Source organism: Streptomyces canus (genome assembly GCF_030816965.1).
Taxonomy (GTDB): domain Bacteria; phylum Actinomycetota; class Actinomycetes; order Streptomycetales; family Streptomycetaceae; genus Streptomyces; species Streptomyces canus_E.
The window spans coordinates 6,927,902-6,952,963 of sequence record NZ_JAUSYQ010000002.1; the positions used below are offsets into that span (position 1 = coordinate 6,927,902).

Genomic DNA, 25,062 nt, shown 5'->3' on the forward strand with positions numbered 1-25,062 from the left:
AGCGGTGTGTCATCGAGCGGATACGTGTTTGATCTGGAGAATGACACCCCTTTTGAGTGGCTAACCCTGGGACGGCTTGCCAAAAACTTGGTCAAAGGCCCCAGACGACACCGGATTCCGACCAGTCGGTCAGCTGTCCGACGGCTTACCCGAACGAGGGGCGCCGACCGCGGCGCCCGCCTTGACGCCGCCGTCCTTGCCCGCCGACGGGGCCTCGAAGGACTCCAATGCCTCCAGGACATCCTGGACACGGGAGATCTCGGTGTTGATGTCCTCGCGGCGGCGGACGAGGACCTCGAGCTCGCGCTTGCCCTCCTCGACCGTGCGCTTCGCCTCGCGGATCGCCTCGGCCTTGAGCTCCTCGGCCTCCCGGACCAGGGTGGCCTTCTTCTGCTCGGCCTCCTTGAGGAGCCCCTCGGCCTTCTTGACCGCGGCGATACGCACCTTGCCGGCCTCCGAATTGGCCTCGGAGACCAGCTCCTTGGCCTTCGCGTGGGCCTTGGCGAGCTGCTCCTCCGCGGCCTTGATGAGCGCGTCGCAGCGGTCGCCGGTCGACTTCATGGTCTCCGCGGCCTCACGGCGGGCCCGCTCGTGCAGCGCCTCGATCTCGCCCGTGATCCGGTCGCGCAGCTCCTCGGCGCGCTCCCTTATCGCGGTGGCGTCCCGGCGGGCACCGACGAGCAGTTCGTCCGCGTCCGTGCGGGCCTTCTCCACACGGGCGTTGCCCTCGACCGTCGCCTGGGACACCAGCCGGTCGGCCTCCTTGCGGGCCGCGCCCACCATGGTGTCGGCCTGCGCCTCCGCGTCCGCGGTGGTCTTGAGAGCCTGCTGCTGCGCCTCGCTGAGCAGCTTGTCCGCCTCGGCGGCGGTCTCCGTGATGAGCGTGTCGACCTGCTCGGCCGCCTCCGAACGCCGCTTGTTGGCGTCCTTGCGGGCCTCGTCGAGGGTGCGATCGGCCTCCGCACGCGCGGAGTTGACCAGTTCCTCGGCCGCGGCCGCCGCGTCCGCCCTGACCCGCTCGGCCTCGGTACGGATCCGCTCCGCGTGCTGCTGGGCCTGCCCGACCGTCGCGGCGGCCTCGGCGCGCAGCCGCTCCGCTTCCCCGGAGGCCTCCCCGATCAGCTGCTCGGCCTTGGCGACCGACTCGGCGCGCACCCGCTCGGCTTCGGCGACCGTCTCCGTCCGCAGCCGGTCGGTGTCGTTGATGGTCTCCTCGGTGAGCCGCTCCGCCTCGCTGCGCGCCTCGGTGATGAGGGTGTCGGCCTGCGTCGCCGCGTCCGAGCGGATGCGGTTGGCGTCCTCGCGGGCGTCCGCCCGGGTGCGGGAGGCGTCCTGCTCGGCCTGGGCGATGGCGTCCGAGGCCTCGGTGCGCGCCCGCTGGGCGTACTCGGCCGACTCCGACCTGAGCCGCTCCGCCTCCGCGATCGCCTCCGAGACGGTGCGCTCGGCAAGGGACTTGGCGGCGTCCGTCTCCTCGGTGGCCTCGCGCCGGATCCGGGCCGCGTCCTCGCTGGCCCGCTCCCGCTCGGAGTAGGCGTCCGAGCGGACCCGGTCGGCCTCCTCCTGAGCTTCGCGCCGGGTACGGTCCGCCACGTGCTCGGCGGCCGAGCGCAGCCCGGTGATCTCCTCCTGCGCCTGCTCGTGCAGCCCGGCGACCGAGTCCCGCACCTGCTGGGCGTGCTGCTCGGCGGCCGACACCATCTCGGTGGCCCGCCGGTCCGCCTCCTCGACCAGCCGTACGGCCTCGGCCTGGGCCTCCTCCACGCGGTTGCGCGCCGAGGCCAGCAGCTCCTCGCTCTGCTCGCGGGCCCGCTCCCGCTCCTGGTCGGCCTCCTGGCGCGCCGAGCCGAGATACTCCTCGGCCTCCCGGCGGCGCCGGTTGGCCTCCTCCTGGGCGGCGGCCAGCGTCTCGGACGCCTCGGTGGCGAGCCGCTCGGCAGCGGCCTGCGCCTCGGCCCGGACCCGGTCCGCGGTGTCCTGCGCCTCGGTCTTGAGCCGCTCCGCCTCCGCGGCGGCCTCGGAACGCAGCCGTACGGCGACGGCCTCGCCCTCGGCACGGGAGGCGGACGCGTCGGACGCGGCCTCGGTGCGCAGCCGGTCGGCCTCCCGCCTCGGCCTGCTGCTGCAGGGTGCGGATCCGCTCGGCGGCCTCGCCGCGCAGCCGGTCGATCTCCTCGGCGGCCTCGCGGCGGATCCGCGCGGCCGCCTCACGGGCCTCGGTGAGGGCCTGCTCGGCGGCGGCGAGACGCTCCTCGGCCTCGGCGTGCAGCCGGGTCAGTTCCTCGGCGGCCTCGGCACGGCGGGTCTCTATGGCCCGCTCGGTCTCCTCGCGCAGCTCGCCCGCGGCCCGCTCGGCGGCGGCTGTGATCTCCTCGGACAGTTCGACGGCCTCGGCGCGCTGCCGCTCGGCCTCGTTGCGGGTGCGCTCCAGGGTCTCCTCGGCCTGCCGGCGCAGCGCGGTGGCGCGCTCGATGGCCTCGGTGCGGACCTTCTCGCTGTCCGTGGTGGCGGTCTGGCGCAGCTCGTCGGCGTCCGCCTTGGCCTTGGAGAGCAGCTCCTCGGCGGTCTTGGCCGCCTCCTCGATCTGCTGGACGGCCTCCTTGCGGGCCTCCGCGCGGATCTTCTCGCCCTCGGCGACCGCGTCGGCGCGCAGCTGCTCGGCCTCGCCGCGCAGTCGGCGGGCCTCCTCCTGCAGCTCGACCGTCTTGGCGCGGTACTCCTTGGTGTCGTCCTTCGCCGTGCCCTTGAGCTGCTCGGCGATGTCGTGCGCCTCGGCCCGCAGCCGGTCCGCCTCGGTCTCCGCCTCGCGGCGGATCCGCTCGGCCTCCTCGGCGGCGGCCCTGGTGGTCCGCTGCGCGTCCTCCTGTGCCTTGTTGAGGACGTCCTCGGCGGTCTTGGCCGCCTTGGACAGCTGGGTCGCGCTCTCCTCGGCGGTGATCGTGCGGGCCTTCTCGGCGGCCTCGGTGACGATCTTCTCGGCCTCGGCGCGGGCGTCCGCGACGATCTGCTCGGCGGCCTCCTTGGTCGCCTCGGCCTCCTGGCTGGCCTCGGTGACCAGCCGGGCGACCTGCTCCTTGGCCGTGCGGGTGCGCTGTTCGTTGGCCGACTCCGCGCTCGCGAGCGCCTTCTCGGCGGCCGACTTCGCCTCGGTGAGCACCTTCTCGGCCTCGGCCTGCGCCTTGCGCAGCGCCTCCTCGGCCTCCGTCATCCGCTGTTCGGCGGCCCGGCTGAGCTCGGTGGCCTGGCGGCGGGCGCTGTCCGACTCGGTCGCCGTGGAGGTGCGCAGCTGCTCGGCGTGGTCGGTGGCCTCCTGGGCCTGCGTGGAGGCGGCGTCGAGCAGGCGCTCGGCGTCCGCGCGGGCGCGGCGCAACAGCTGTTCGGCCTCCGCGCGGGCGGCCTCGGCCTCGCTCTGCAGACGCTGGCGGGCCTCGGAGGTGACCCGCTCGGCCTCGGCGCGGGCGGCCGCCATGGCCTGCTCGGCCTCGGCACGGGACTCCTCCAGGAGCCGTCGGGCCTGTGACTCGCTGCGGGCGCGCAGCTGCTCGGCCCACGCCACGTTCTCGTTGACGTGCGACTCGACGGTCTGCCGGCGCTCGGCCAGCTCCTGGTCGAGCTGCTGACGGCGGGTGACCGCCTCCTGATGCAGCTCTGCCTGCAGACGCGCGGCCTGCTCCGCGTGCTCCTGGAGGATGCGCTGGGTCTGGGCACGGACCTGGCTCAGTTCGCGCTCGGCGTCCTGGCGCAACTGGTCGGCCTGGATCTGGGCATTGCGCAGCAACTGTTCGGCCTGGTAGCCGATGTCCCCGCCGCCGAATTCGGGCCGGGACATGAGGGTGCGCCGCGCCTCGTGCAACTTGGCGCGCAGCACCTCGACCTGGTAGCCGAGGTCCTCGGCGTGCTGGATCGCCTTTTCCCGCTCGGTCTTCAGCCGCTCCATCTCGGCCTCGAACCGAGAGAGGTGGTCGACGTCAGCCGCCGGCTCTCGCTCCTGGCGTTCGTAGCCCCGCACTGCGCGGTCCCATCCGTCCCCTGGTCGCAAGTCTCTCCTGACGAGCCCTGTCCATCCGCCGAACGGGGCCCCCGGGGAATGGTGTCAGATCAACGGCGGAGCATGGGCTGCTGCCCGCCGCTCGCCCCCCGAAACCCGTACCCCGGCTCGGTTCTGCCGCCATGGGCAGGACCCGGTCGCCCTGGGAAGAGCGGCGACCGCCCCCAACCCTACCGGCCCATATGTACGAGGGTCAGTGCTCAGGTGACTCAACAGGCGCCGAAGTGACCAGTTCTGTCAGTACGCCGTGGCAATCCTTCGGGTGCAGGAAGGTGATCCGTGACCCCATGGAGCCGCGTCGCGGCTCCTCGTACAGGACGCGAACGCCCTTGTCCTTGATGTCCGCGGCGTCCGCGTCCACGTCAGCCGTACCGAAAGCGATGTGGTGGACACCCTCGCCGTTCTTGTCCAGCCACTTGGCGACGGTCGAGTCGGGGCGGGTCGGCTCCAGAAGCTGCAGGTAGGAGGCGCCGCCGTCGGAGGTTTCGTTGATCTTGAGCATGGCCTCGCGCACGCCCTGCTCCTCGTTGACCTCGGAGTGGAACACCTCGAAGCCGTAGGTGGCCCGGTAGAACTCGACGGTCTTGTCGAGGTCGAAGCAGGCGATCCCGATGTGGTCGATTCGCGTCAGCATGGTTTCAGTGCAGCGCTCCCGGCATGGTTACGCAACGTGCGCGCGATCACACCGACGGCCCGATGACGGCACGGAGTGCCACTCAGTACATTTTGAGTAAACCCTCGTTCACTCCTCGGCAGTGCAGCCGGTAAGGGGATCACAGCTCATGTCTGGATCGAACAGCACGACCTCGGTGATCGTCGCGGGCGCCCGTACGCCCATGGGGCGGTTGCTGGGCTCGCTGAAGTCCTTCTCCGGAGCCGACCTCGGCGGCTTCGCGATCAAGGCCGCCCTCGACCGTGCGGGGATCGGCGGCGACCAGGTGCAGTACGTCATCATGGGTCAGGTCCTCCAGGCCGGCGCGGGTCAGATCCCGGCCCGCCAGGCCGCGGTCAAGGCCGGCATCCCGATGAACGTCCCGGCGCTCACCGTCAACAAGGTGTGTCTGTCCGGCCTCGACGCCATCGCGCTTGCCGACCAGTTGATCCGCGCGGGTGAATTCGACGTGATCGTCGCGGGCGGCCAGGAGTCCATGACCAACGCCCCCCACCTGCTCCCGAAGTCCCGCGAGGGCTTCAAGTACGGCGCGATCGAGATGCTCGACGCGATGGCCCACGACGGCCTCACCGACCCCTGGGAGAACATCCCCATGGGCCAGTCGACCGAGACGCACAACACCCGCCTCGGCATTCAGCGCCCCGCGCAGGACGAGATCGCCGCCCTGTCCCACCAGCGGGCCGCCGCCGCACAGAAGAACGGCATCTTCGAGGCCGAGATCACCCCGGTCGAGATCCCGCAGCGCAAGGGCGAGCCGGTCGTCTTCAGCAAGGACGAGGGCATCCGCGCCGACACCACGGCCGAGTCCCTGGGCAAGCTGCGCCCCGCGTTCACCAAGGACGGCACCATCACCGCAGGAACCTCCTCGCAGATCTCGGACGGTGCGGCGGCCGTGGTCGTGATGAGCAAGGCCAAGGCGCAGGAGCTCGGCCTGGAGTGGATCGCCGAGATCGGCGCCCACGGCAATGTGGCGGGCCCGGACAACTCCCTGCAGTCCCAGCCGTCCAACGCGATCCTGCACGCCCTCAAGAAGGAGGGCCTGGAGGTCTCCGACCTCGATCTCATCGAGATCAACGAGGCCTTCGCCGCGGTGGCCGTCCAGTCAATGAAGGACCTCGGCGTTTCCACGGATCGGGTGAACGTCAACGGTGGCGCGATCGCCCTGGGCCACCCCATCGGCATGTCCGGCGCCCGGCTCGTCCTGCACCTCGCCCTGGAGCTCAAGCGGCGCGGCGGCGGTGTCGGCGCGGCCGCGCTGTGCGGTGGCGGCGGTCAGGGTGACGCGCTCGTCGTGCGGGTACCCAAGGCCTGAGTCCCCGTAGGTTTCGGGCGAAGCGCGTTTTCAGGCGAACGGAGCTGTGATGCAGGACGTCTCCACCCTGGTGACCCAGGCCAGGGAGGGCCGCCCGCGGGCCGTGGCCCGGCTGATCTCCCTGGTGGAGGGGGCGTCCCCGCAGCTCAGGGAGATCATGGCGACGCTCGCCCCGCTCACCGGCAACGCGTACGTGGTGGGCCTGACGGGCTCGCCGGGGGTGGGCAAGTCGACGTCCACCTCGGCTCTCGTGACCGCCTACCGCAAGCAGGGCAGGCGGGTCGGCGTCCTGGCCGTCGACCCGTCCTCGCCGTTCTCCGGCGGTGCCCTGCTCGGCGACCGGGTGCGCATGTCGGAGCACGCCTCCGACCCCGGCGTCTACATCCGCTCCATGGCGACCCGCGGCCACCTCGGCGGTCTCGCCTGGGCCGCCCCGCAGGCCATCCGGGTCCTGGACGCGGCCGGCTGCGACGTGATCCTGGTCGAGACGGTCGGCGTCGGCCAGTCCGAGGTGGAGATCGCAGCCCAGGCGGACACGTCCGTGGTGCTGCTGGCCCCCGGGATGGGCGACGGCATCCAGGCCGCCAAGGCAGGAATCCTGGAGATCGGCGACGTGTACGTCGTCAACAAGGCCGACCGTGACGGCGCCGACGCGACCGCCCGCGAGCTCAACCACATGCTGGGTCTGGGCGAGTCCCGCGGCCCGGGCGACTGGCGCCCGCCGATCGTCAAGACGGTCGCCGCCCGCGCCGAGGGTGTCGACGAGGTCGTGGAAGCCCTGGAGAAGCACCGCGCCTGGATGGAGGAGCGCGGCGTCCTCGCCGAGCGCCGCCGCATCCGCGCCGCCCACGAGGTCGAGACGATCGCCGTCACCGCCCTGCGCGAACGCATCGGCGACCTCAGGGGCGACCGGCGCCTGGACGCGCTCGCGGAGAGGATCGTCACCGGCGAACTGGACCCCTACCGCGCGGCGGACGAGCTGGTGGAGGGCCTGACCCGGGGCTGAGCCCCTGATACGTTGACCGTCATGTTCCTCTCCTTGGCGTAGGGCCGCACCGAGCCACGGTTCGAGCACACCGCTCCCGTGGCTCCTCGGTGTCCCCTTCCACGCCTCCTTCGAGGAACTCACCCATGGCTGCCTCCTACGCGAGCGTGCTGCGCATTCCGCACGCCCGCCGTACCTTCGCCACCGCCCTGCTCGGCAGGCTGTCGTACGGCGTCGTCCCGCTGTCCGTGATGCTCGCCGTGATCCGCGCCTCGGGCTCGTACGCGGTGGCGGGTGCCGTGATGGCGCTCTTCGGTGCCACCGTCGTCTTCCTGGCGCCCGCGCGGGCCGCTCTGATCGACCGCTTCGGGCCGCCGCGAGCGCTCGTCCCCATGCTCTCGGCCTACGTCCTGCTGCTCGCCCTGCTCACCGCGGCCGTCTGGCGCCCAGGCGCGCCCCCTGTCCTCCTCGGCACCCTCACCGCCCTCGCGGGAGCCTGCGTCCCGCCGCTCGGACCGACCATGCGGGCCGTGTGGGCACGGCTCGCCCAGGACGACAAGGCGCTGCTCCAGCGGGCGTACAGCCTCGACGGGGTGGCCGAGGAACTGCTCTTCGTCTCGGGGCCGCTGCTGGTGGGCGTCCTCGTCGGGGCCGCCGCCCCGGCCGTGGGGCTCGTCGTCGGCGCCGCCCTGATGGTGGCGGGGACGGCCGGCTTCGTACGGTCGCCCGCGGTACGGGCCGTGCGTCCCGCGGGTTCTTCTCCACGACGGGACAGCGGCGGCCGACGCGTACTGCGCCGGGTCTGCCGTCCCGTCGTGGCCGCCGCGGCCGTGGGCCTCGCGCTCGGTGTGCTCGACCTGCTCGTCGTCGTGTTCGCCGAGCGGCATCATCACGGCGGCGCGAGCGTGGCCTGGGTGCTCGCGGCGCTGTCGGCCGGAAGCGCGGTCGGCGGGATGCTCAACGGCGCGGTGAACTGGCGAACGCCCGCCCGGACCCGGCTGGCGCTGCTGACGGCCTGCCTGGGCCTCGCGCTCGTCGGCGCCGGGCTCGCACCGGGCCTCGGCATCCTCGCCCTGGTCATGGCGGGCGCCGGGTTCTTCGTGTCGCCGGCCCTCACCACCGCGTATCTCATCGCCGACGCGGCGGTCGCCCCCGAGTCCCGCACGCAGGCCGGCGCGTGGGTCAACACGGCCGTCAACGCCGGGAGTACGGGCGGAACGGCCGTGGCGGGAGCCCTGGCAGGGCGGCTGCCGGTGGCCGTGTGTTTCGCGGTGACGGGCGGGGTGGTCGCCGTGACGGCGGTGCTGGTCATGACGAAGGGCGCCCGGGGGAGGGGCGCCCTTCGCAGCGGTAGGGATCGGGAGGCCACGCCTGTCGCGTGACGGTGGGGTCAGGCGTCGTCGCCGTCGTCGTCCCGGTCCTGGGTGACCTTGCCCGTGTCGAGGGCGACGTTCCACTCGCCGTGGCTGTTGCCCTTCACGGTCTCCGCCGACCAGGCCACGGTGCCGTTGTCGTCGTCGATGCCGACCTCGGTCACCGTGCCCTTGTGCGCGGCGGCCAGCGCGGCCTCGCGGGCGTCCGTCTTCGCGCGCTTCACCGCGGCGAGCTCGGCACGGTCGTCGCCGTCGTGGTCGTCGTCGGTGTCACGCTGGGCGCCGAGCACCTTGCCGGAGTCCGGGGCGATCCGTACGTCGTACTCGGTGCCGTCGCCCTTGACGACGCTCACCTTCCACGCGTCGTCGCCGTCGTCGTCCAGGTCGGCCGAGACGGCGGTGCCCGGCGTGTGCTTCAGGGCGGCCGCGATCGCCTCGGCGGCGGTGACGTCGGCGCCACGGACCGCCGTACGGTCCTCGGTGGCGTCGTCGTCCCGGTCGTCAGCGGCGTCGTCTGCGTCGTCGTGGTCCGCGGCCGCCTGGGCGCTCGTGTTCGTCTGGCGCTGCGTCGCCGTCGCCTCGTCGTCGCCCGCGGCGAAGGCCGCGACGGTGCCGCCGGTGGCCAGCGCGGCGGCGGTGAGGGTGGCGATGACGATGTTGCGCTTCATGAGGATTCCTCCAGAGCCGTTCTGCTTCGTTCGCTTTCGACGACAACCACGCTGCCGGAGGGGAGCTGAACGAGACCTGAAGCCCCTGAAGGCGTCTTCAGGTTCGCTTTGCGAGGCTGTACACATGCGTCTGCTGATCGTCGAGGACGAACGCCGCCTAGCCCTGTCCCTCGCCAAGGGCCTGACCGCCGAGGGCTACGCCGTCGACGTCGTCCACGACGGCCGGGAGGGGCTGCACCGGGCCACCGAGGGGTCGTACGACCTGGTGATCCTCGACATCATGCTGCCCGGCCTCAACGGCTACCGGGTCTGCGCCGCCCTGCGCGCCGCGGGCCACGAGGTGCCGATCCTGATGCTCACCGCCAAGGACGGCGAGTACGACGAGGCCGAGGGCCTGGACACCGGCGCCGACGACTATCTGACCAAGCCCTTCTCCTACGTCGTCCTGGTCGCCCGGATCAAGGCGCTGCTGCGTCGCCGCGGGCAGGGCACCGGGGCGTCGCCGGTGCTCGAACTCGGCGGGGTGAGGATCGACACCGCCGCCCGCCGGGTCATCCTCGACGGCGACGAGGTCACCCTCACCGCCAAGGAGTTCTCGGTCCTGGAGCAACTCGCGGTGCGGGCCGGCGAAGTGGTCTCCAAGGCGCAGATCCTGGAGCACGTCTGGGACTTCGCGTACGACGGCGACCCCAACATCGTCGAGGTGTACGTCAGCACCCTGCGCCGGAAGCTGGACGCGGGCCTCATCCACACGGTCCGTGGCGCCGGGTACCGGCTGGAGGCCGGGAGATGAGACGGCTGTTCGGCTCGGTCCGGGCCCGGGCCACGCTCGGCGCCGTCCTTGTCGTCGCCGTGGCGCTGGTCGCGGCCGGGGCCGCCGTGCTGCTGTCCCTGCGTTCCAACCTCATCGACCAGGCGGGCACGCAGGCCGAGCGGGCCGCGCGGAACGTCGCCGCCGACCTCTCGGGCGGGACGCCGTACACGGGCCTGGAACTGGACGATGACGACGAGCCGGTCCAGGTCGTCGACGAGCACGACACCCTGGTCGCGGCCACCGAGCACCTGGAGCGGATCAGCGGCACCGGCATTGCCGAGGTGAGGCCGCAGCCGCCCGCGGGCGGCACCGGGGGCACGAGTGCATCCGGTGACCCGGACGACTCCGACGACGACACGACCGGGGACGACGAGTCCGTCCTCGAGCCCGGCGAGATCGCCGACGACGTCGGGCTGACGAACGGCTCCGCGACGATCGACGGTGAGTCCGCCGACTACCGGTTCGCCGCCGTGGATGTCGAGGTTCCCGGCAAGGGCACACTCACCGTGTACGCCGGCGCCTCCCTGAATCCGGAACAGAGCGCGGTGGGCACCGCCCAGACCGTCATGCTGGTCGGATTCCCGCTGCTGCTCGGGGTCGTCGCCGCGGTGACCTGGCTGGTCACCCGGCGTGCGCTGCGTCCGGTCGAGGGCATCCGTGCCGAGATGGCCGCGATCACCGCCTCCGAGGACCTCGCCCGCCGCGTCCCGGTGCCGGACACTCACGACGAGGTGGCCCGCCTCGCCCGCACCACCAACGAGACGCTGGCCGCGCTGGAGACCTCCGTCGAGCGCCAGCGCCGGTTCGTCGCCGACGCCTCGCACGAGCTGCGCAGTCCGATCGCCTCGCTGCGCACCCAGCTCGAAGTGGCCGCCGCGCATCCCGAGTTGCTGGACCTGGACGGGGCGGTCGAGGACACCGTACGGCTGCAACACCTCGCGGCGGACCTGCTGTTGCTGGCTCGCCTGGACGCGGGGGAGCGGGGCGCCGGCGCGCGGGTCGAGCTGGCGGCGCTGGCCCGGGAGCGGGCCGCCGGACGGACCGGGGTGACGGTGCGGGCGGATGCGGTCGAAGTGACGGGGTCCCGGGGGCAGTTGGAGCGCGTGCTCGACAACCTGCTGGACAACGCGGGACGGCACGCGCGGTCGGCGGTCGTGGTGACGGTACGACGGGACGGTGACCGGAACGCCGTGGTCGAGGTCGGCGACGACGGGGACGGGGTGCCGGCCGGGGACCGGGAGCGGATCTTCGAGCGGTTCGTGCGGCTGGACGAGGCACGGGCACGGGACGACGGCGGCGCCGGACTCGGTCTCGCCATCGCCCGTGATGTCGCCGCCCGGCACGGTGGGACGCTGACGGTGCGGGACGCGCCGACAGGCGGAGCTCTGTTCGAACTCCGCCTGCCGATCGCCTGATCGGGCCCCGGTGTCAGGGGCGCCCTCGCTGCCCCCGCAAATGCTCCGCGATCGGCTTGAGGGCCTTGTCCAGTTCTGTCAGGGACTCAGCCGGCACGAGGTCGATGAAGTGCCTCCGCACAGACGCCACGTGATGGGGCGCGACCTTCTTCATCGTCTCCATGCCGTGCTCGGTCAGGACCGCGTACAGGCCGCGGCGGTCGGACTCGCAGTTCTCGCGCCGGACCAGGTCCGCGTTCTCCATGCGGGTGATCTGGTGCGAGAGCCGGCTCTTGGACTGGAGGGTGGCGGAGGCGAGATCGCTCATCCGCATCCGTACGCCCTCCGACTCGGAGAGATTGACCAGGATCTCGTAGTCGTTCATCGTCAGGCCGAACGGCTGAAGGTCCCTCTCGAGCTGATACGTCAACAGCCTGTTGACCTCCAGGTGGGTGCGCCAGGCGCACTGCTCCGCATCGGTCAGCCAGCGCGTGGCCGTCTCGGTCTCCATGAATGAAGTCTACCTAAGAAGTTGAAAGGCGAACTAATGAGGGTGGTGTGACTGTGCGCACGCGTTCGATGTCACACTCCGCAGACTACCGCTCACAGCCCGAAGCGACGCTGGAGGTCCCCCAGCTGTCCGGGAAGGCGCGGTGCCCCCGGCTGCTGTGGATGCCCTGCGGATCCCCCATGACCGCCGGGCACTCCGGCCTGCTGCGGAGTCGCTCCGACGGCCTGCTCGGCCATCAGAACCTCCGTCGACTGGAGCAGTACGGTGCCGGCCCCCACGAACTCGAACTGGTGCTCCTCCCCGGAGGCCCCGCCGAGGCCCGTCATCGCACGTAGGCCCCCCATCAGACCCGTCATGTAGCCGTGGTCGTAGTGGTGGCACGGCGAGGGACAGTCCGCCCAGCCCACAAGCGCTTGCGGGTCCACCCGGATCGGGGGCTCCATGAACACCACCGGGCCGTTGGAGGCGGCCACGAACTTTCCGGTTCCGATGAGGGTCAGGAAGCCGGGCACGATCGACTGCTTCAGCGCGAGACTTGGCTGAAAAGCGAGCAGGTTGCCCGAGCGAATGGTCAGGTTGCCCTCTTCGAGGTCATAGGAATTCACGTCGAAGGCCCGGTCGGCGAGGAGCATCTTGCCCGAGCCCTGCGCCACGACCCAGTCGCTTGCGTGCAGAGGCGAATGGAAAGACGTACGGATGAGACCGTCGAGACGGCCGTGTCCGATGCCGTTGAAATCCATCTGCCCGTAGTAGGCGATCATCTTCCCCTTCTGCAGGAACCACTGGCTCCCCTTGAGCTCCACGCAGAAGGTGTAGTTGTTGACGTTGTCGTCCGAAGGCAGCGTCATGGGGTCGTACACGGTGGGGCCCGCGCCCGGGTAGTGGCTCACAGCTTCTCCTCCGAGGCCTGGACGTACACCACGCCGTTCCCGCTGAGCTCCAGTTGGAAGGCCTCGCCGGAGCCGCGGCCCACCATGTCGCGCCAGCCGAGCGCCGTCGACAGTTTGTTGCGGACGTCGCCGTGGTGGGCGACGTAGGCCTGCGGGTCGACGTGGACCGGGCGCTGCGGGGTGACGGGGACCTCGAAGACCCCGCCGTGGGCCATGACGGCCACCGAGCCGTGTCCCTTGAGCGTGGTCGTGAAGAGGCCCTGGCCGCTGATCTGGCCGCGCACCATGCCCATGACGCCGCCCTGCGAGCCCATGAACATGGTGCCCTGCTGCAGGGTGCCTTCGAAGGCGAGCAGGCGGTCCGCCTCGACGTACAGGGTGTCGCCGGTGAGGTTGATGATCTGGACGTGGTGGCCGCCGTGCCCGAACAGGACGGTGCCGCTGCCCTCGACGGTCATCAGGGGCGTGTCCTCGTTGGCCACGCGGCGGCCGATCATCGACATGACGCCGCCCTGGCCGCCCTGGACGTTCGGGGTGAAGGACACCTCGCCCCGGTACGCCAGCATCGCGCCGCGCTGGCTGAACAGCCGCTGGCCCGGCAGGACGGTCGCCTCGACCATCTTGGAGTTGATCTCGCTGAAGGGCATGTCACACATCCCCCGCGATCGTGTTCCGCTCGCTGGGCTGGACGTACACCAGGCCGTCGCCCTCGAAGCGGATCTGGAAGGCCTCGCCGCCGCCCTCGCCCATGAACGTGCGGAACGTCACACCGGACTGGAACGACTGGCTGAGGTTGCCCTGGTGGGCGATGTAGGCGCCGGGGTCGACGGTCAGCGGGTACTGGCGGCTGACCCGCAGGACGACCGCCGGGCCGTCCGACATGATCGCGGCCTGGCCGTGCCCCTCGACCGTGGTCGTGAACAGGCCGTTGCCCTGGGAGGCGCCGCGCAGGCCGGTGAAGCTGGTGCCGGTCCTGAGTCCGGCGTCGGTCGCGAGCAGATTGCTCGACTCCACGTACAGCTTGTCCCCCTGGAGGCTGACGAGGTTGATCTCCGAGGCCCGGTCCGCGAACCAGCACGTCCCGTGCCCCGACACCTCCATCACGGTCATCTGCTCGCCGGTGATCCGCCGGGTCACCATCCCCCGGATCCCCTCACCACCGCCGCTCATCTTCTTGAACGCCATCTGCCCGTCGTACGCGACCATCGAGCCGTTCTTCGCCTTCACGGCGTCCCCGGTCATGTCGACGGCGAGCACCTTGCTGCCTTGAAGTCGGAACATCGCCACGGAGTGAAGGTAGCTGGCGCGAGCCCGCGCCGACAGGTCCTGCGGGTGGAGTCGCACCCTGAGTGGTCCCCTAGGGTGCCGGGCGCCGGATGCGACCGGCACGGCAGCGGTGACCGTTGCATGTGCGGCAGGACGCCCGGTCGCGCGTCACCGTCTTCCGGGCCTGGCGGGCGGTGGCGGAGCGACGGTTGGCATCCACCTGGTCGGCGACGTGCGTCGTCAGCCGGCAATCGAGGCGGGCGGTCAGCCCCGCGTCCCAGGGAGCCGGATGACCGCCTTGCCCGAGGTCAGGTCCACCGTCGACCGGGGCGGTGCCCCGTCCTCCTCGTCGTCGCGCATCACCAGGGCGCTCTGCCGTTCCTTCAGCTCGTTCTGCTTGCCGGGAGAGAGGGCCGCGTGCAGCTGCTCGAAGCCGGTCGCGGAGATCTGGCCCTGCCGGCCCGCGTTCCGCCAGGGGAGCGCTCCGGCCCGCCCCGCGCGCAGGAGTAGCTGGTCGAGGAAGGCGAGGAGGGTGAGAAGCACCACCAGCCCCGGCAGGGTCATGAAGAAAACGAACTGCACAGGCGCTCCCGGGGCGTCGGACCGATGCCCCCCAGACTGAGCCACGGAACCGTTTGTCACAATGGACGAAACGCTTGTGCGTGCGTTCACAAACTGTCGACGTACCTCCCACCGAAGGTGACCCGTGGACCTCAAGACAGCCTCCGCCATCCGACGCCTCCGCCTCATCTCCGTGCCGGAAGGTGTTTCCTGGATCATCCTGGCGACCTGCACCGTCATCAAGTACACGGTCGCGTCCAGCTTCGACGTCGCCCCCGTGCTCGGCCCGATTCACGGTGTCCTGTTCGTCCTCTACGTGATCTTCTGGGCGGACGCCTGGAATCGCACCAAGTGGGCCAAGGGCAAGGCGGCTCTCTACTTCGCGTACTCGGTCATCCCGGGCGGCGGCTTCATCATCGAGCGCGCCCTGCGCCGTGAGACCGACGACGCGGTCATCGCCTCCCGCGCCCGCAAGGAGAAGGATGGAGTCGTGAACGCATGATCGTCGCCTTTTCCGTGACCCCGCTGGGGGTCGGTGAGGACGTGGGGGAGTACGTCGCCGACGCGGTGCGGGTCGTCCGTGAGTCGGGGCTGCCCAACCGCACCGACGCCATGTTCACCTCGATCGAGGGTGAGTGGGACGAGGTCATGGAGGTCGTCAAGCGTGCCGTGGCTGCCGTGGAGGCGCGGGCGCCGCGCGTCTCGCTGGTGCTCAAGGCGGACATCCGCCCCGGAGTGACGGACGGTCTGACCTCCAAGGTGGAGACGGTGGAGCGGCACCTCGCCGACTGACAGAGCCTCACCGCGACACGAACCCCGGCCCGCGCGGGCCGGGGTTTTCTCGTCCCTCCTGGTTGAGCGATCGCTCAAAAGTGTGTACGTTCCTCCCCCGGATTGTTTGAGCAGTCGCTCAAACAGCGAGCTCACCCTGGGGGACAGCAATGGGGCTCTACATCGAGGCACGCATCCGCGCCGATCTCGACGATCTCTGGACCCGGACACAGGAGCCGTCCCAGCACCAGCGCTGGGACCTCCGCTTCACCCGGATCACCTACCTCCCCCGCGCGGAGGGCGAGCCGCAGCGCTTCCGGTACGCCACGCGGGTGCTGCCCGGTCTCACCGTCGCCGGCACGGGAGTCTCCGCGGGGGAGCGGGAACGCCCCGACGGCACCCGCACCTCCGCCCTGCGCTTCTCCTCCCCGCACCCGCTCTCGCTCCTGGCGGAGGGCAGCGGCTACTGGCGCTACCTCCCCGACGGCGACGGCGTCACCTTCCTCACCGGATACGACTACCGCCCGCGCTGGGGCCGCGTCGGCGCCGTGGCCGACCGCCTGCTCTTCCGCCCCCTGATCGGCTGGGCGACGGCCTGGTCCTTCGACCGGCTGCGCCTGTGGCTGGAGCGCGGGATCACCCCGGAGCGCGCGCTGCGGAACTGGCTCGCCGAGATCCTCGTCCGCGCCCTCGTCGTGATCGTCGGCGCCACCGGACTCGGCCTGGAGCGCTTCCTGCACCTCTTCGGCCCACTGGCGGCGTCGATGGCCTACGTCTCGCCACTCCTCCTCGCCCTCGTCATCTCGCTGGCCCTGTTCACCTCACCCCTGCCCGCCACCCCGGCCGCCCGCCGCTGTCTGCGCCGGCCCGCCACGCGTGTGCGTGCGCCGCGTGTCCTGCGCACCCTGGAGACCCCGCGATGACCTCGATGTTCCGCACCGTGATGGGCGCCGACTTCGACCGGCTGCACCCCCAGCTCCAGCGCCGCTTCTCGGTAGGCCTGACCACCGGTGAGGCGTGCACCGGGCGGGGTGTGATGGACCGCGTCTGGCACGGCGGGGCCTTCGTGAAGCCCTTCCTGGCCCTCGGTACGACCCGCAACATCCTGGTGCCGAGACCGGGGCGGAGCGTGCCGTTCGTGATCGAGAACGTGCCCTACGCGGACACCTACGGTCGTGAGACGGTGACCTTTGTGCGCACCTTCCACCTGCCCGGCCGCCCTCGCCGCTTCGACGCCCAGATGGTGCTGAGCCCCAAGGGAGACCGCATCCTCGACTACCTCGGCACCCACCAGCACCTGGCCAGCGAGCTCCACTTCCACGCCGAGCCCGACGGCTCGCTGCTGATCCGCTCCGGGGAGCACCGGTTCCGGGAGGGCGTGGTGGACGTCCGGGTGCCCGAGCTGATCGGAGCGACGGCGGAGGTGCGGGAGTCGTACGACGACAGGGCAGGCCGTTTCCGCATCAGGGTCCGGGTCGTCAACCGTTACTTCGGCCCGCTCTTCGGCTACGAGGGCTCCTTCGAGGCGACGTACAGCGACATCGCGGCCTGCGGAGTCCGGCCAGGCCTCCGCCCCGTGCGCGAGGAGGCGCGCGCATGAGCCCGGAGTCCGCCAAGTCCGTGGAGACCAAGACCAAACTCCTGGAAGGCGCCCTGCGCACCCTCACCGAACAGGGCATCGCCAAGACGTCCGCCCGTACGGTCGCGGCGGCCGCCGGGGTCAACCAGGCCCTGGTCTTCTACCACTTCGGCTCGGTCGACGAACTCCTCGCTGCGGCCTGCCGCTACGGCGCGGAGCGCGCGGTGGCCCGCTACCGGGAACGGATGGCCGCCGTGACCTCGCTGTCCGAACTCCTCGCGGTGGGACGGCAGGTCCACGAGGAGGAGCGCGCCGGAGGCCATGTGACCCTCCTCGGCCAGCTGCTCGCCGGTGCCCAGACCCACGCCACCCTCGGACCGGCCACCGCGGCGGGCCTGGAGCTGTGGATCGCCGAGATCGAGAAGGTCCTCACCAGGGTCCTCGCGGCCACGCCCTTCGGAGAGTTCGCCGACCCCGCGGGCCTGGCCCGAGCGGTGGCCGCCTCCTTCGTGGGCATCGAGTTGTACGAAGGGGTCGACGCGTCCGGCGCCACCGCGGCCCTGGACGCCCTGGAGCAACTCGGCGTGCTCGTCGCCGCGCTGGAGGACCTGGGCCCGGTCGCCCAGCGCGCGGTGCGCCACCACCTCCGCAGGACCGGCCGCCGCTGACCCCGTCCCCACCCCGACCCGAGGAGGACACACCATGCCTGGCTCCGACAGCCTCTACGAGATCCTGGACGACCGCTTTCGGCCCTGTACCAACGGCGACAGCAGGCTGGAGGTCCTGTACGGCGACTGCCGCTGGGCGGAGGGCCCTGTCTATCTGCCCGCCTGGCGGCAGCTGATCTGGAGCGACATCCCGAACGACCGCCTCCTGCGCTGGGACGAGGCCACCGGCACGGTCGGCGTCTTCCGCACCCCGGCAGGCAACACCAACGGCAACACCGTCGACGGCCAGGGCCGCCTCGTCAGCTGCGAACAGGGCAACCGCCGCGTCACCCGCACCGAGCCCGACGGCACCGTGACCGTGCTGGCCGAGCGTTATCAGGGCAAGCGCCTGAACAGCCCGAACGACTCCGCCGTACGCTCCGACGGCACGGTCTGGTTCTCCGACCCGGACTTCGGCATCCTCAGCGACTACGAGGGGCACCGGGCCGAGTCCGAGATCGGCGCGTGCCATGTGTACCGGATCGATCCGGCCACGGGCGAGGTGTCTCTTGCCGCCGACGGGCTGGACGGGCCCAACGGGGTGATCCTCTCCCCCGACGAGCAGCGGCTGTACGTCTCCGACTCCCGGGCGGCCCGGATCCACGAGTACGACGTCCACGCCGACGGCACGCTCTCGGGCGGCAAGGTCTTCGCCGAGGCCCGCGAGGGCGTCCACTTCGACAACATCCGCTTCGACGACGAGGGCCGGCTGTGGGCCGCCGCCCTGGCCGACGGCATCCACTGCTACGCCCCCGACGGCACGCTGATCGGCCGCATCCGCGTCCCGGAGCCGGTGGCCAACGTGGCTTTCGGCGGGCCGAAGGGGAACCGGATGTTCATCGCGGCCACGACATCTCTGTATTCCCTGGTGATGTCGGTGACCGGAGCGGGCCGCGTGCGCGGGGCTTGAGCCGGGCGCCTATGGGGGTGGCGGATCGCGGTGTCGGGCGGGTGCGGGTGAGTGGGGGCTGGTCGCGCAGTTCCCCGCGGGCAGCTGCGCTGGGCTTGGGCCGGGCGCCTACGGGGGTGCCGGGTCAGGTTGCCAGGCGGGTACGGGCCGGTGGGGGGGGGCGCGCAGTTCCCCGCGCCCCTGGGGAGTCGCAGTCACCGGCGCCATGACGGACCGTTCGCCGTACGCGGCGCACGGCCCGACGGGCCGTGCGCCGCGTACGGCGCGAAGGGGACGTGGCAGTACAGCCGAGGCAACAGCAACCGCCGGACCGAGGACGGATGCCCCCCACCCCGGCCCCGACCCACCCACCAGACCGCGCGCGCTGCACCCGCCCCCACCGAAGCCGCGCAGGCCGCCGCAGGCACCCCCGGCCAACCGCCGGAGGCAACCGTCTGAAAGGCGAGACGGTGCTGACCACGATGTGACCGGCCGGTAAGGTCGTTGCCGTGCCGAAGCCGCTCAGTCTTCCCTTCGACCCCATCGCCCGCGCCGACGAACTCTGGAAGCAGCGCTGGGGAAACGTGCCGTCCATGGCCGCGATCACCTCCATCATGCGTGCGCACCAGATCCTGCTCGCTGAGGTCGACGCCGTGGTCAAGCCGTACGAGCTGACGTTCGCGCGGTACGAGGCGCTGGTGCTGCTCAACTTCTCCAAGGCCGGCGAGCTGCCGATGTCGAAGATCGGTGAGCGGCTGATGGTGCATCCCACGTCGGTCACCAACACCGTGGACCGCCTGGTCAGGTCCGGTCTGGTCGACAAGCGCCCGAACCCCAACGACGGCCGCGGCACCCTCGCCTCCATCACCGACAAGGGTCGCGAGGTCGTCGAGGCCGCCACGCGTGACCTCATGGCGATGGACTTCGGGCTCGGCGTGTACGACGCCGAGGAGTGCGCGGAGATCTTCGCGATGCTGCGGCCGCTGAGGGTCGCCGCGCACGACTTCGACGAGGACTGACCCGGGGCAAGATCTCCCGGAACGGGCGGTTACGCTCGACGCCATGAAGAAGAGCGTGCTGACCCGCTACCGGGTGATGGCCTACGTCACCGCCGTCATGCTGCTCGTGCTGTGCACCTGCATGGTGTTCAAGTACGGCTTCGACATGGGTGAGGACGTCACCTTGGTCGTCTCTCAGATCCACGGCGTCCTCTACATCATCTATCTGGTCTTCGCCTTCGATCTCGGCTCCAAGGCGAAGTGGCCGCTCGGCAAGCTGGCGTGGGTACTGCTCTCCGGGACGATCCCGACCGCCGCCTTCTTCGTCGAGCGGAAGATCCGCCACGAGCTGGAGGGCCAGGTTGTGGACGGGGCCCCCGCGCCCGTCAAGGCGTAACCCGCACCGCCGTACGGCACGCGTACGGCGGTCGTCCTTCGACGTTTACTCGGACGTCCTAGTAACTTCGAAGGTATGGACGCTGACGCCATCGAAGAGGGCCGCCGACGCTGGCAGGCCCGGTACGACGCCTCGCGCAAGCGTGAGGCCGACTTCGCCACGCTCTCGGGTGACCCCGTGGAGCCGGTGTACGGGCCACGGCCGGGAGACGCGTACGAGGGCTTCGAGCGGATCGGGTGGCCGGGGGAGTACCCCTTCACGCGCGGGCTCTACCCGACCGGCTACCGGGGGCGGACCTGGACCATCCGGCAGTTCGCCGGGTTCGGGAACGCCGAGCAGACCAACGAGCGGTACAGGAAGATCCTCGCCAACGGGGGCGGCGGCCTCTCGGTCGCCTTCGACATGCCCACGCTGATGGGGCGGGACTCCGACGATCCCCGCTCGCTCGGCGAGGTCGGCCACTGCGGGGTCGCCATCGACTCGGCCGCCGACATGGAGGTCCTGTTCCGGGACATCCCCCTGGGCGACGTGACGACGTCCATGACCATCAGCGGCCCCGCCGTCCCCGTCTTCTGCATGTACCTGGTCGCGGCCGAACGGCAGGGCGTGGACCCGTCCGTCCTCAACGGCACACTGCAGACGGACATCTTCAAGGAGTACATCGCGCAGAAGGAGTGGCTCTTCCAGCCCGAGCCGCACCTGCGCCTGATCGGCGACCTGATGGAGTACTGCGCGGCCGGCATCCCCGCCTACAAGCCGCTGTCCGTCTCCGGGTACCACATCCGCGAGGCCGGTTCCACGGCGGCGCAGGAGCTGGCGTACACGCTCGCGGACGGCTTCGGGTACGTGGAGCTGGGGCTGTCGCGCGGGCTGGACGTCGACGTGTTCGCGCCCGGACTGTCCTTCTTCTTCGACGCACACGTCGACTTCTTCGAGGAGATCGCCAAGTTCCGGGCGGCGCGGCGCATTTGGGCGCGGTGGATGCGGGACGTGTACGGGGCGCGCTCCGAGAAGGCGCAGTGGCTGCGCTTCCACACCCAGACCGCGGGTGTCTCGCTGACCGCGCAGCAGCCGTACAACAACGTGGTGCGTACGGCGGTCGAGGCGCTGGCCGCGGTCCTGGGCGGGACCAACTCCCTGCACACCAACGCGCTGGACGAGACGCTCGCGCTCCCCTCCGAGCAGGCCGCGGAGATCGCGCTGCGCACCCAGCAGGTGCTCATGGAGGAGACCGGGGTGGCGAGCGTGGCCGACCCGCTGGGCGGTTCCTGGTTCGTCGAGCAGCTGACGGACCGGATCGAGGCGGACGCGGAGAAGATCTTCGAGCAGATCAAGGAGCGCGGGCTCAGGGCGCACCCCGACGGGCAGCACCCCATCGGGCCCGTCACCTCCGGCATCCTGCGCGGCATCGAGGACGGCTGGTTCACGGGCGAGATCGCCGAGTCGGCCTTCCGGTACCAACAGGCCCTGGAGAAGGGCGAGAAGAGGGTCGTGGGGGTGAACGTCCACCATGGCTCGGTCACCGGCGATCTGGAGATCCTGCGGGTGAGCCATGAGGTGGAACGGGAGCAGGTACGGGCGCTCGCCGGGCGGCGGGCGGAGCGGGACGAGAGCGCCGTACGAACCGCCCTGGAGGCCATGCTCGTCGCCGCGCGGGACGGGTCCAACATGATCGAGCCGATGCTGGCCGCGGTGCGGGCGGAGGCGACGCTCGGGGAGATCTGCGGGGTGCTGCGGGACGAGTGGGGGGTGTACACGGAGCCGGCGGGGTTCTGACCGGTCCGGCGCCGATGCCGGCGGTGAGTGGGTCTCGCTCCCTGCCGCCGGGTGGGCGCAGCCACGGCGGCATGTCGGCCGACGCCGGCCGGACCCACCCAGGGGCGCGGGGGAGTGCGCGATCAGCCCCCGCCGGGCCGCGGCCGGCGACATGCCTCACTCCGTGGGCTCTCCCGCCAGGCCCGTCAACAGCACCTGGGTGAAGCCGTGGACCCATGCCTCGTCCGCCGGCTCCGCGCTGACCAGCGTGCGGTGGACCACCGCTCCCGCCACCATGTCGAAGATCAGGTCGACCGTGCGGGCCGCTTCCAAGGGGTCCGCCTCCGGCGGGAGTTCGCCGCGGGCCTGGGCGCGTTCCCGGCCCTCGAGGACCAGACGCTTCTGACGGTCGACGATCGACGACCGGATGCGTTCGCGCAGCGCGTCGTCGCGGCACGACTCCGCCACCACCGCCATCAGCCCGTTCTGCGCCTCCGGCCGCGCCAGGATCGCCGCGAACTGGAGGACCACACCCTCGATGTCCGAGGCGAGGGTCCCGCTGTCGGGGAGTTCCAGCTCGTCGAAGAGCTCGGCCACCGCGTCCACGACGAGTTCGTTCTTGCCGGCCCAGCGGCGGTAGAGGGTGGTTTTCGCGACCCCCGCACGGGTAGCCACATCTCCCAGCGTGAGCTTCGACCAGCCCAGCTCCACCAGCGCCGCCCTCGTCGCCGCGAGGATCGCGGTGTCCGCGGCAGCGCTGCGCGGGCGTCCTGCGGCGCGCGGGGCGGGGGTGCGGCTCTGCATCCTCCGACCATAACCGGCGGTTCTCGGTCGCAGTGAGAGAGATCACCGGGGCGGGGTTCCAGGCAGGCACTCGGTGCCATTACGCTACGACTCGTAGCGAAAGCTCGCGACAGGCGTACGCGAGTGACGCGGCGTGGGGTGGGGACCCGGCGCCGACGACCACGGGAACGACCGACTTTCATACCGCTTTTCACAGACACGCGCGGACGGGGGAGAATCGACGCATGCAGCCACGGAACATGTCCATGAGCGGTGTCGTCGACCTCGCCGCGGTGAAGGCGGCCCAGGAGGCCAAGGCGAAGGCGGAGCAGGCGCGCGCCGAAGCGGCCCGGCAGGGTGGCGGCACGGGTGCCGTCTCCCCGGCCGATCTCGTCATCGACGTCGACGAGGCGGGCTTCGAGCGCGAGGTCCTGCAGCGGTCCACCGAAGTCCCGGTCGTCATCGACTTCTGGGCCGAGTGGTGTGAGCCCTGCAAGCAGCTGAGCCCGGTCCTCGAGCAGCTCGTCGTCGAGTACAACGGACGCCTGCTCCTCGCCAAGATCGATGTCGACGCCAACCAGATGTTGATGCAGCAGTTCGGGGTGCAGGGCATCCCGGCCGTGTTCGCCGTCGTCGCCGGCCAGGCCCTGCCGCTCTTCCAGGGCGCGGCAGGCAAGGAGCAGATCCAGCAGACCCTGGACCAGTTGGTGCAGGTCGCCGAGCAGCGCTTCGGGCTGACCGGTCTCGCGGTCGACCCTGACGCCGAGCCCGGCGCCGCTCCGCAGCCTGCGGCCGTGCCGGCGGGGCCGTACGACGCACTCCTCGAAGCCGCCGTGCGCGCCCTGGACGCAGGGGACTTCGGCGGTGCCGTCCAGGCGTACAAGAACGTACTGAGTGATGACCCCGGCAACAGCGAGGCCAAACTGGGGCTCGCCCAGGCCGAGTTGCTCCAGCGGGTGCAGAGCCTCGACCCGCAGCAGACGCGCAAGGAGGCGGCCGAGAAGCCGGGTGACGCACAGGCGCAGATCGCCGCCGCCGACCTGGACCTGGTCGGCGGTCATGTCGAGGACGCGTTCGGGCGGCTCATCGACACCGTGCGGCGCACGGCCGGTGACGAGCGGGACACCGTACGGATTCGGCTGCTTGAGCTCTTCGAGGTGGTCGGCGCCGACGATCCGCGGGTGTCGGCGGCCCGCAGAGCGCTCTCGCGCGCCCTGTTCTGAGCGGGGGTCCGAGCGGGGCGCGAGCCCGGTTCTGACCAGTTGCTAAACACCACGGCATGTGTTGCCCGAGTGAAAGATTTGCTGTGAGAACGTCACTGCGGCCGCGCTTTGCCAAAACTTGGTAAACGCGGCCGCTGTTACTTCCAGTAAGTCAGGCCCGTTGATCTGTCGGATTCTGTCCATCGATCAACTGCTTTGTCCTCCCCCTGTTTGCCACCCAGCGTCGTCGACCGAGACCAGCGGGTCGTTGTTCGGTTATCCGGCCGTTACTACCGAGTAACGAAGCCCCTTGTGCGGGCGGCGAGAATGCACCACGATCGGCGACGCTCGGTCCTTTCCCGTTCCCCGACAGCCGGTCGGGCGGCGGGATTCCTTGGGTCCCCACCGAGCAGGGTCGGCGGCAGGTGCGCCGGCTCTTGGACAGGGGGGTCTTCGCCCACCCGGCGGAGCCTGTCCAGCAAGGTTGTGCGTGATGCGTGTCAGGCGCGACCAGTGGTTGTCGCTCGGGGGTGATCGCCGGTGATCGGTGCGCGGTTCGCGCCTCCGAGTGCGGGCGCTCTCCTTCCCGAGGACGTAGCACTTCTCCCATCCCTGCCCGGCTGAGCCGTCCTTTCGACAGGGGCAGTCAGGGTCAGGAGATGTACGTCCGAGAAGGAGGAAATATGCAGTCCCAGGTGCGTGGCGGGACCAGATGGAAGCGCTTCGCTGTGGTCATGGTGCCCAGCGTCGCAGCGGCCGCGGCAGTGGGTGTCGGGCTGGCGCAGGGTGCGCTCGCCGCGTCGTTCAGTGTGTCCGGCCAGGAGTTCAAGGTGAAGGCCGGCCACCTCGAGGGCCAGGGCTTCGCCCAGTACGGCGGTATCGACACCGGTTACACGTCGACCGACGGCAAGAACAAGGGCGCGGTGCACCCGGTCGCGATCTCGTCGTTCCGTACGGCGCAGATCACGAACATGTGCCAGTCGGTCAAGACCGAGATCCCGCTCATAGGCAAGACGATCTACCTTCGTCTTGACGCGGGTCCGGACGCGGACCACAAGGTCGAGGCCGAGAACCTCTACATCGACGTCGCCCAGCTCGACGCCGACGCGACGTTCAAGAACATCGACATCGGTGTGGCCGCCCAGGACAGCGCCAAGAGCAAGGGTGGCAAGGGTCCGGAGATCAAGTCCGGCGACAACGTCCTGCCCGGCGGCTTCGCCCAGCAGGCCGAGTCGGCCGACCTGACGAACGTCGAGCAGACGGCGTGGGCCACCACGGCCGGCACCTTCAAGCTCAGCGGCCTGAAGATGCGCCTTGGCACCGACTCCAAGATGGAGTGCTTCTGACGGCTGAGGCCGCAGGGTGACTCAGCGCGCTGAGTGGCCCGGGGCGGGGAGGCAGGTGCTTCTCCGCCCCGCATGGCAGGCCCGGCGCCCGCCGGACCGCATGCACACAGACAGACTTTCCGGTTCTCCATGCCTTCGGC

24 protein-coding genes and 1 pseudogene are annotated in these 25,062 nt (G+C 70.9%); 16 read left to right on the plus strand and 9 right to left on the minus strand.

All coding sequences use genetic code 11. The features are described from left to right. Positions 1-129 precede the first annotated feature (129 nt). Positions 130-4,009 (minus strand): annotated as a pseudogene (gene scy, locus QF027_RS33025) (polarized growth protein Scy). A 232-nt stretch (positions 4,010-4,241) separates the two neighbouring features. After that, positions 4,242-4,682, minus strand: coding sequence for a methylmalonyl-CoA epimerase (gene mce, locus QF027_RS33030; protein ID WP_059192301.1), 441 nt, complete (start codon positions 4,680-4,682; stop codon positions 4,242-4,244). Between the two features lie 148 nt (positions 4,683-4,830). Between mce and QF027_RS33035 the strand changes: the two genes are divergently transcribed. The 3 genes from QF027_RS33035 (at position 4,831) to QF027_RS33045 (ending at position 8,400) form a co-directional block, all read left to right on the plus strand. After that, on the plus strand, positions 4,831-6,033 hold the full coding sequence (locus tag QF027_RS33035; RefSeq protein ID WP_306976248.1) for an acetyl-CoA C-acetyltransferase: 1,203 nt from the start codon (positions 4,831-4,833) through the stop codon (positions 6,031-6,033). A 49-nt stretch (positions 6,034-6,082) separates the two neighbouring features. After that, a complete protein-coding gene (gene meaB, locus QF027_RS33040) occupies positions 6,083-7,039 on the plus strand; it encodes a methylmalonyl Co-A mutase-associated GTPase MeaB (protein ID WP_306976246.1) in 957 nt (318 codons plus the stop codon). Positions 7,040-7,164: 125 nt separating this feature from the next. After that, entirely contained in the window at positions 7,165-8,400 is a 1,236-nt protein-coding gene (locus tag QF027_RS33045; protein WP_306976244.1) for an MFS transporter, read from the plus strand. Between the two features lie 8 nt (positions 8,401-8,408). Here the strand turns inward: QF027_RS33045 and QF027_RS33050 are convergent, their stop codons facing one another. Next, positions 8,409-9,059: a PepSY domain-containing protein gene (locus QF027_RS33050; RefSeq protein ID WP_306976242.1), complete on the minus strand. Its 651-nt coding sequence runs from the start codon at positions 9,057-9,059 to the stop codon at positions 8,409-8,411. Positions 9,060-9,183: 124 nt separating this feature from the next. Between QF027_RS33050 and QF027_RS33055 the strand changes: the two genes are divergently transcribed. Further along, the gene (locus tag QF027_RS33055; RefSeq protein WP_307078771.1) at positions 9,184-9,852 is read left to right on the plus strand and encodes a response regulator transcription factor; all 669 of its coding nucleotides are present in this window, start codon (positions 9,184-9,186) and stop codon (positions 9,850-9,852) included. Beyond that, positions 9,849-11,288, plus strand: coding sequence for a sensor histidine kinase (locus QF027_RS33060; protein ID WP_307078772.1), 1,440 nt, complete (start codon positions 9,849-9,851; stop codon positions 11,286-11,288). Before QF027_RS33055 ends, QF027_RS33060 begins: the two co-directional genes overlap by 4 nt. A gap of 13 nt (positions 11,289-11,301) precedes the next feature. Here QF027_RS33060 and QF027_RS33065 read toward each other — a convergent pair whose 3' ends face one another. From QF027_RS33065 to QF027_RS33085, 5 genes are all read right to left on the minus strand, one after another. Beyond that, positions 11,302-11,778, minus strand: a complete 477-nt coding sequence (locus QF027_RS33065; RefSeq protein ID WP_057612054.1) for a MarR family winged helix-turn-helix transcriptional regulator — start codon at positions 11,776-11,778, stop codon at positions 11,302-11,304. Between the two features lie 92 nt (positions 11,779-11,870). After that, the gene (locus QF027_RS33070; RefSeq protein WP_307078775.1) at positions 11,871-12,668 is read right to left on the minus strand and encodes an AIM24 family protein; all 798 of its coding nucleotides are present in this window, start codon (positions 12,666-12,668) and stop codon (positions 11,871-11,873) included. Beyond that, positions 12,665-13,315, minus strand: a complete 651-nt coding sequence (locus tag QF027_RS33075) for an AIM24 family protein (RefSeq protein ID WP_306976234.1) — start codon at positions 13,313-13,315, stop codon at positions 12,665-12,667. Before QF027_RS33075 ends, QF027_RS33070 begins: the two co-directional genes overlap by 4 nt. A 1-nt stretch (position 13,316) precedes the next feature. Beyond that, positions 13,317-13,949, minus strand: coding sequence for an AIM24 family protein (locus QF027_RS33080; RefSeq protein WP_031051516.1), 633 nt, complete (start codon positions 13,947-13,949; stop codon positions 13,317-13,319). A gap of 249 nt (positions 13,950-14,198) precedes the next feature. Continuing rightward, positions 14,199-14,516 carry a DUF6191 domain-containing protein gene (locus QF027_RS33085; protein WP_307078777.1) on the minus strand — a complete coding sequence of 106 codons (318 nt, stop codon included), beginning with the start codon at positions 14,514-14,516 and terminating at the stop codon, positions 14,199-14,201. 124 nt (positions 14,517-14,640) lie between these two features. Here QF027_RS33085 and QF027_RS33090 point away from each other — a divergent pair, with 124 nt between their 5' ends. The 9 genes from QF027_RS33090 to QF027_RS33130 all read left to right on the plus strand — a co-directional run bounded on the left by QF027_RS33090 (position 14,641) and on the right by QF027_RS33130 (position 21,612). Next, the gene (locus tag QF027_RS33090; RefSeq protein WP_306976230.1) at positions 14,641-14,997 is read left to right on the plus strand and encodes a DUF3817 domain-containing protein; all 357 of its coding nucleotides are present in this window, start codon (positions 14,641-14,643) and stop codon (positions 14,995-14,997) included. Next, a complete protein-coding gene (locus QF027_RS33095; RefSeq protein ID WP_057612050.1) occupies positions 14,994-15,287 on the plus strand; it encodes an MTH1187 family thiamine-binding protein in 294 nt (97 codons plus the stop codon). The genes QF027_RS33090 and QF027_RS33095 overlap by 4 nt, the downstream gene beginning before the upstream one ends. 149 nt (positions 15,288-15,436) lie before the next feature. Further along, positions 15,437-16,189 carry a hypothetical protein gene (locus QF027_RS33100; RefSeq protein ID WP_306976227.1) on the plus strand — a complete coding sequence of 251 codons (753 nt, stop codon included), beginning with the start codon at positions 15,437-15,439 and terminating at the stop codon, positions 16,187-16,189. Further along, entirely contained in the window at positions 16,186-16,866 is a 681-nt protein-coding gene (locus QF027_RS33105) for a DUF4166 domain-containing protein (RefSeq protein WP_306976225.1), read from the plus strand. The genes QF027_RS33100 and QF027_RS33105 overlap by 4 nt, the downstream gene beginning before the upstream one ends. Beyond that, positions 16,863-17,513: a TetR/AcrR family transcriptional regulator gene (locus tag QF027_RS33110; protein WP_306976224.1), complete on the plus strand. Its 651-nt coding sequence runs from the start codon at positions 16,863-16,865 to the stop codon at positions 17,511-17,513. Before QF027_RS33105 ends, QF027_RS33110 begins: the two co-directional genes overlap by 4 nt. Before the next feature lie 34 nt (positions 17,514-17,547). Then, positions 17,548-18,462: an SMP-30/gluconolactonase/LRE family protein gene (locus QF027_RS33115; RefSeq protein WP_307078779.1), complete on the plus strand. Its 915-nt coding sequence runs from the start codon at positions 17,548-17,550 to the stop codon at positions 18,460-18,462. Positions 18,463-18,950: 488 nt separating this feature from the next. Continuing rightward, entirely contained in the window at positions 18,951-19,460 is a 510-nt protein-coding gene (locus QF027_RS33120; RefSeq protein WP_306976220.1) for a MarR family winged helix-turn-helix transcriptional regulator, read from the plus strand. A gap of 43 nt (positions 19,461-19,503) precedes the next feature. Then, complete coding sequence (locus tag QF027_RS33125; protein WP_306976218.1) at positions 19,504-19,836, plus strand: DUF3817 domain-containing protein; 333 nt, start codon at positions 19,504-19,506, stop codon at positions 19,834-19,836. Positions 19,837-19,911: 75 nt separating this feature from the next. Then, on the plus strand, positions 19,912-21,612 hold the full coding sequence (locus QF027_RS33130) for an acyl-CoA mutase large subunit family protein (protein ID WP_307078781.1): 1,701 nt from the start codon (positions 19,912-19,914) through the stop codon (positions 21,610-21,612). A 156-nt stretch (positions 21,613-21,768) separates the two neighbouring features. Here QF027_RS33130 and QF027_RS33135 read toward each other — a convergent pair whose 3' ends face one another. Beyond that, on the minus strand, positions 21,769-22,395 hold the full coding sequence (locus QF027_RS33135; RefSeq protein WP_307078783.1) for a TetR/AcrR family transcriptional regulator: 627 nt from the start codon (positions 22,393-22,395) through the stop codon (positions 21,769-21,771). Between the two features lie 224 nt (positions 22,396-22,619). Between QF027_RS33135 and QF027_RS33140 the strand changes: the two genes are divergently transcribed. Both QF027_RS33140 and QF027_RS33145 read left to right on the plus strand, forming a co-directional pair. Continuing rightward, complete coding sequence (locus QF027_RS33140; protein ID WP_307078785.1) at positions 22,620-23,597, plus strand: tetratricopeptide repeat protein; 978 nt, start codon at positions 22,620-22,622, stop codon at positions 23,595-23,597. A 662-nt stretch (positions 23,598-24,259) separates the two neighbouring features. Next, a complete protein-coding gene (locus tag QF027_RS33145) occupies positions 24,260-24,922 on the plus strand; it encodes a DUF6230 family protein (protein WP_306976209.1) in 663 nt (220 codons plus the stop codon). Positions 24,923-25,062 lie beyond the last annotated feature (140 nt).

Bases quoted from the DNA above. Each gene is read 5' to 3' on its own strand.
- QF027_RS33075 (WP_306976234.1), bottom strand. From the start codon at position 13,315: ATGCCCTTCAGCGAGATCAACTCCAAGATGGTCGAGGCGACCGTCCTG.
- QF027_RS33110 (WP_306976224.1), top strand. From the start codon at position 16,863: ATGAGCCCGGAGTCCGCCAAGTCCGTGGAGACCAAGACCAAACTCCTG.
- mce (WP_059192301.1), bottom strand. From the start codon at position 4,682: ATGCTGACGCGAATCGACCACATCGGGATCGCCTGCTTCGACCTCGAC.
- QF027_RS33105 (WP_306976225.1), top strand. From the start codon at position 16,186: ATGACCTCGATGTTCCGCACCGTGATGGGCGCCGACTTCGACCGGCTG.
- QF027_RS33055 (WP_307078771.1), top strand. From the start codon at position 9,184: ATGCGTCTGCTGATCGTCGAGGACGAACGCCGCCTAGCCCTGTCCCTC.
- QF027_RS33080 (WP_031051516.1), bottom strand. From the start codon at position 13,949: ATGTTCCGACTTCAAGGCAGCAAGGTGCTCGCCGTCGACATGACCGGG.
- QF027_RS33050 (WP_306976242.1), bottom strand. From the start codon at position 9,059: ATGAAGCGCAACATCGTCATCGCCACCCTCACCGCCGCCGCGCTGGCC.
- QF027_RS33065 (WP_057612054.1), bottom strand. From the start codon at position 11,778: ATGGAGACCGAGACGGCCACGCGCTGGCTGACCGATGCGGAGCAGTGC.
- QF027_RS33135 (WP_307078783.1), bottom strand. From the start codon at position 22,395: ATGCAGAGCCGCACCCCCGCCCCGCGCGCCGCAGGACGCCCGCGCAGC.
- meaB (WP_306976246.1), top strand. From the start codon at position 6,083: ATGCAGGACGTCTCCACCCTGGTGACCCAGGCCAGGGAGGGCCGCCCG.
- QF027_RS33115 (WP_307078779.1), top strand. From the start codon at position 17,548: ATGCCTGGCTCCGACAGCCTCTACGAGATCCTGGACGACCGCTTTCGG.
- QF027_RS33100 (WP_306976227.1), top strand. From the start codon at position 15,437: ATGGGGCTCTACATCGAGGCACGCATCCGCGCCGATCTCGACGATCTC.
- QF027_RS33145 (WP_306976209.1), top strand. From the start codon at position 24,260: ATGCAGTCCCAGGTGCGTGGCGGGACCAGATGGAAGCGCTTCGCTGTG.
- QF027_RS33095 (WP_057612050.1), top strand. From the start codon at position 14,994: ATGATCGTCGCCTTTTCCGTGACCCCGCTGGGGGTCGGTGAGGACGTG.
- QF027_RS33140 (WP_307078785.1), top strand. From the start codon at position 22,620: ATGCAGCCACGGAACATGTCCATGAGCGGTGTCGTCGACCTCGCCGCG.
- QF027_RS33130 (WP_307078781.1), top strand. From the start codon at position 19,912: ATGGACGCTGACGCCATCGAAGAGGGCCGCCGACGCTGGCAGGCCCGG.
- QF027_RS33035 (WP_306976248.1), top strand. From the start codon at position 4,831: ATGTCTGGATCGAACAGCACGACCTCGGTGATCGTCGCGGGCGCCCGT.
- QF027_RS33125 (WP_306976218.1), top strand. From the start codon at position 19,504: ATGAAGAAGAGCGTGCTGACCCGCTACCGGGTGATGGCCTACGTCACC.
- QF027_RS33060 (WP_307078772.1), top strand. From the start codon at position 9,849: ATGAGACGGCTGTTCGGCTCGGTCCGGGCCCGGGCCACGCTCGGCGCC.
- QF027_RS33045 (WP_306976244.1), top strand. From the start codon at position 7,165: ATGGCTGCCTCCTACGCGAGCGTGCTGCGCATTCCGCACGCCCGCCGT.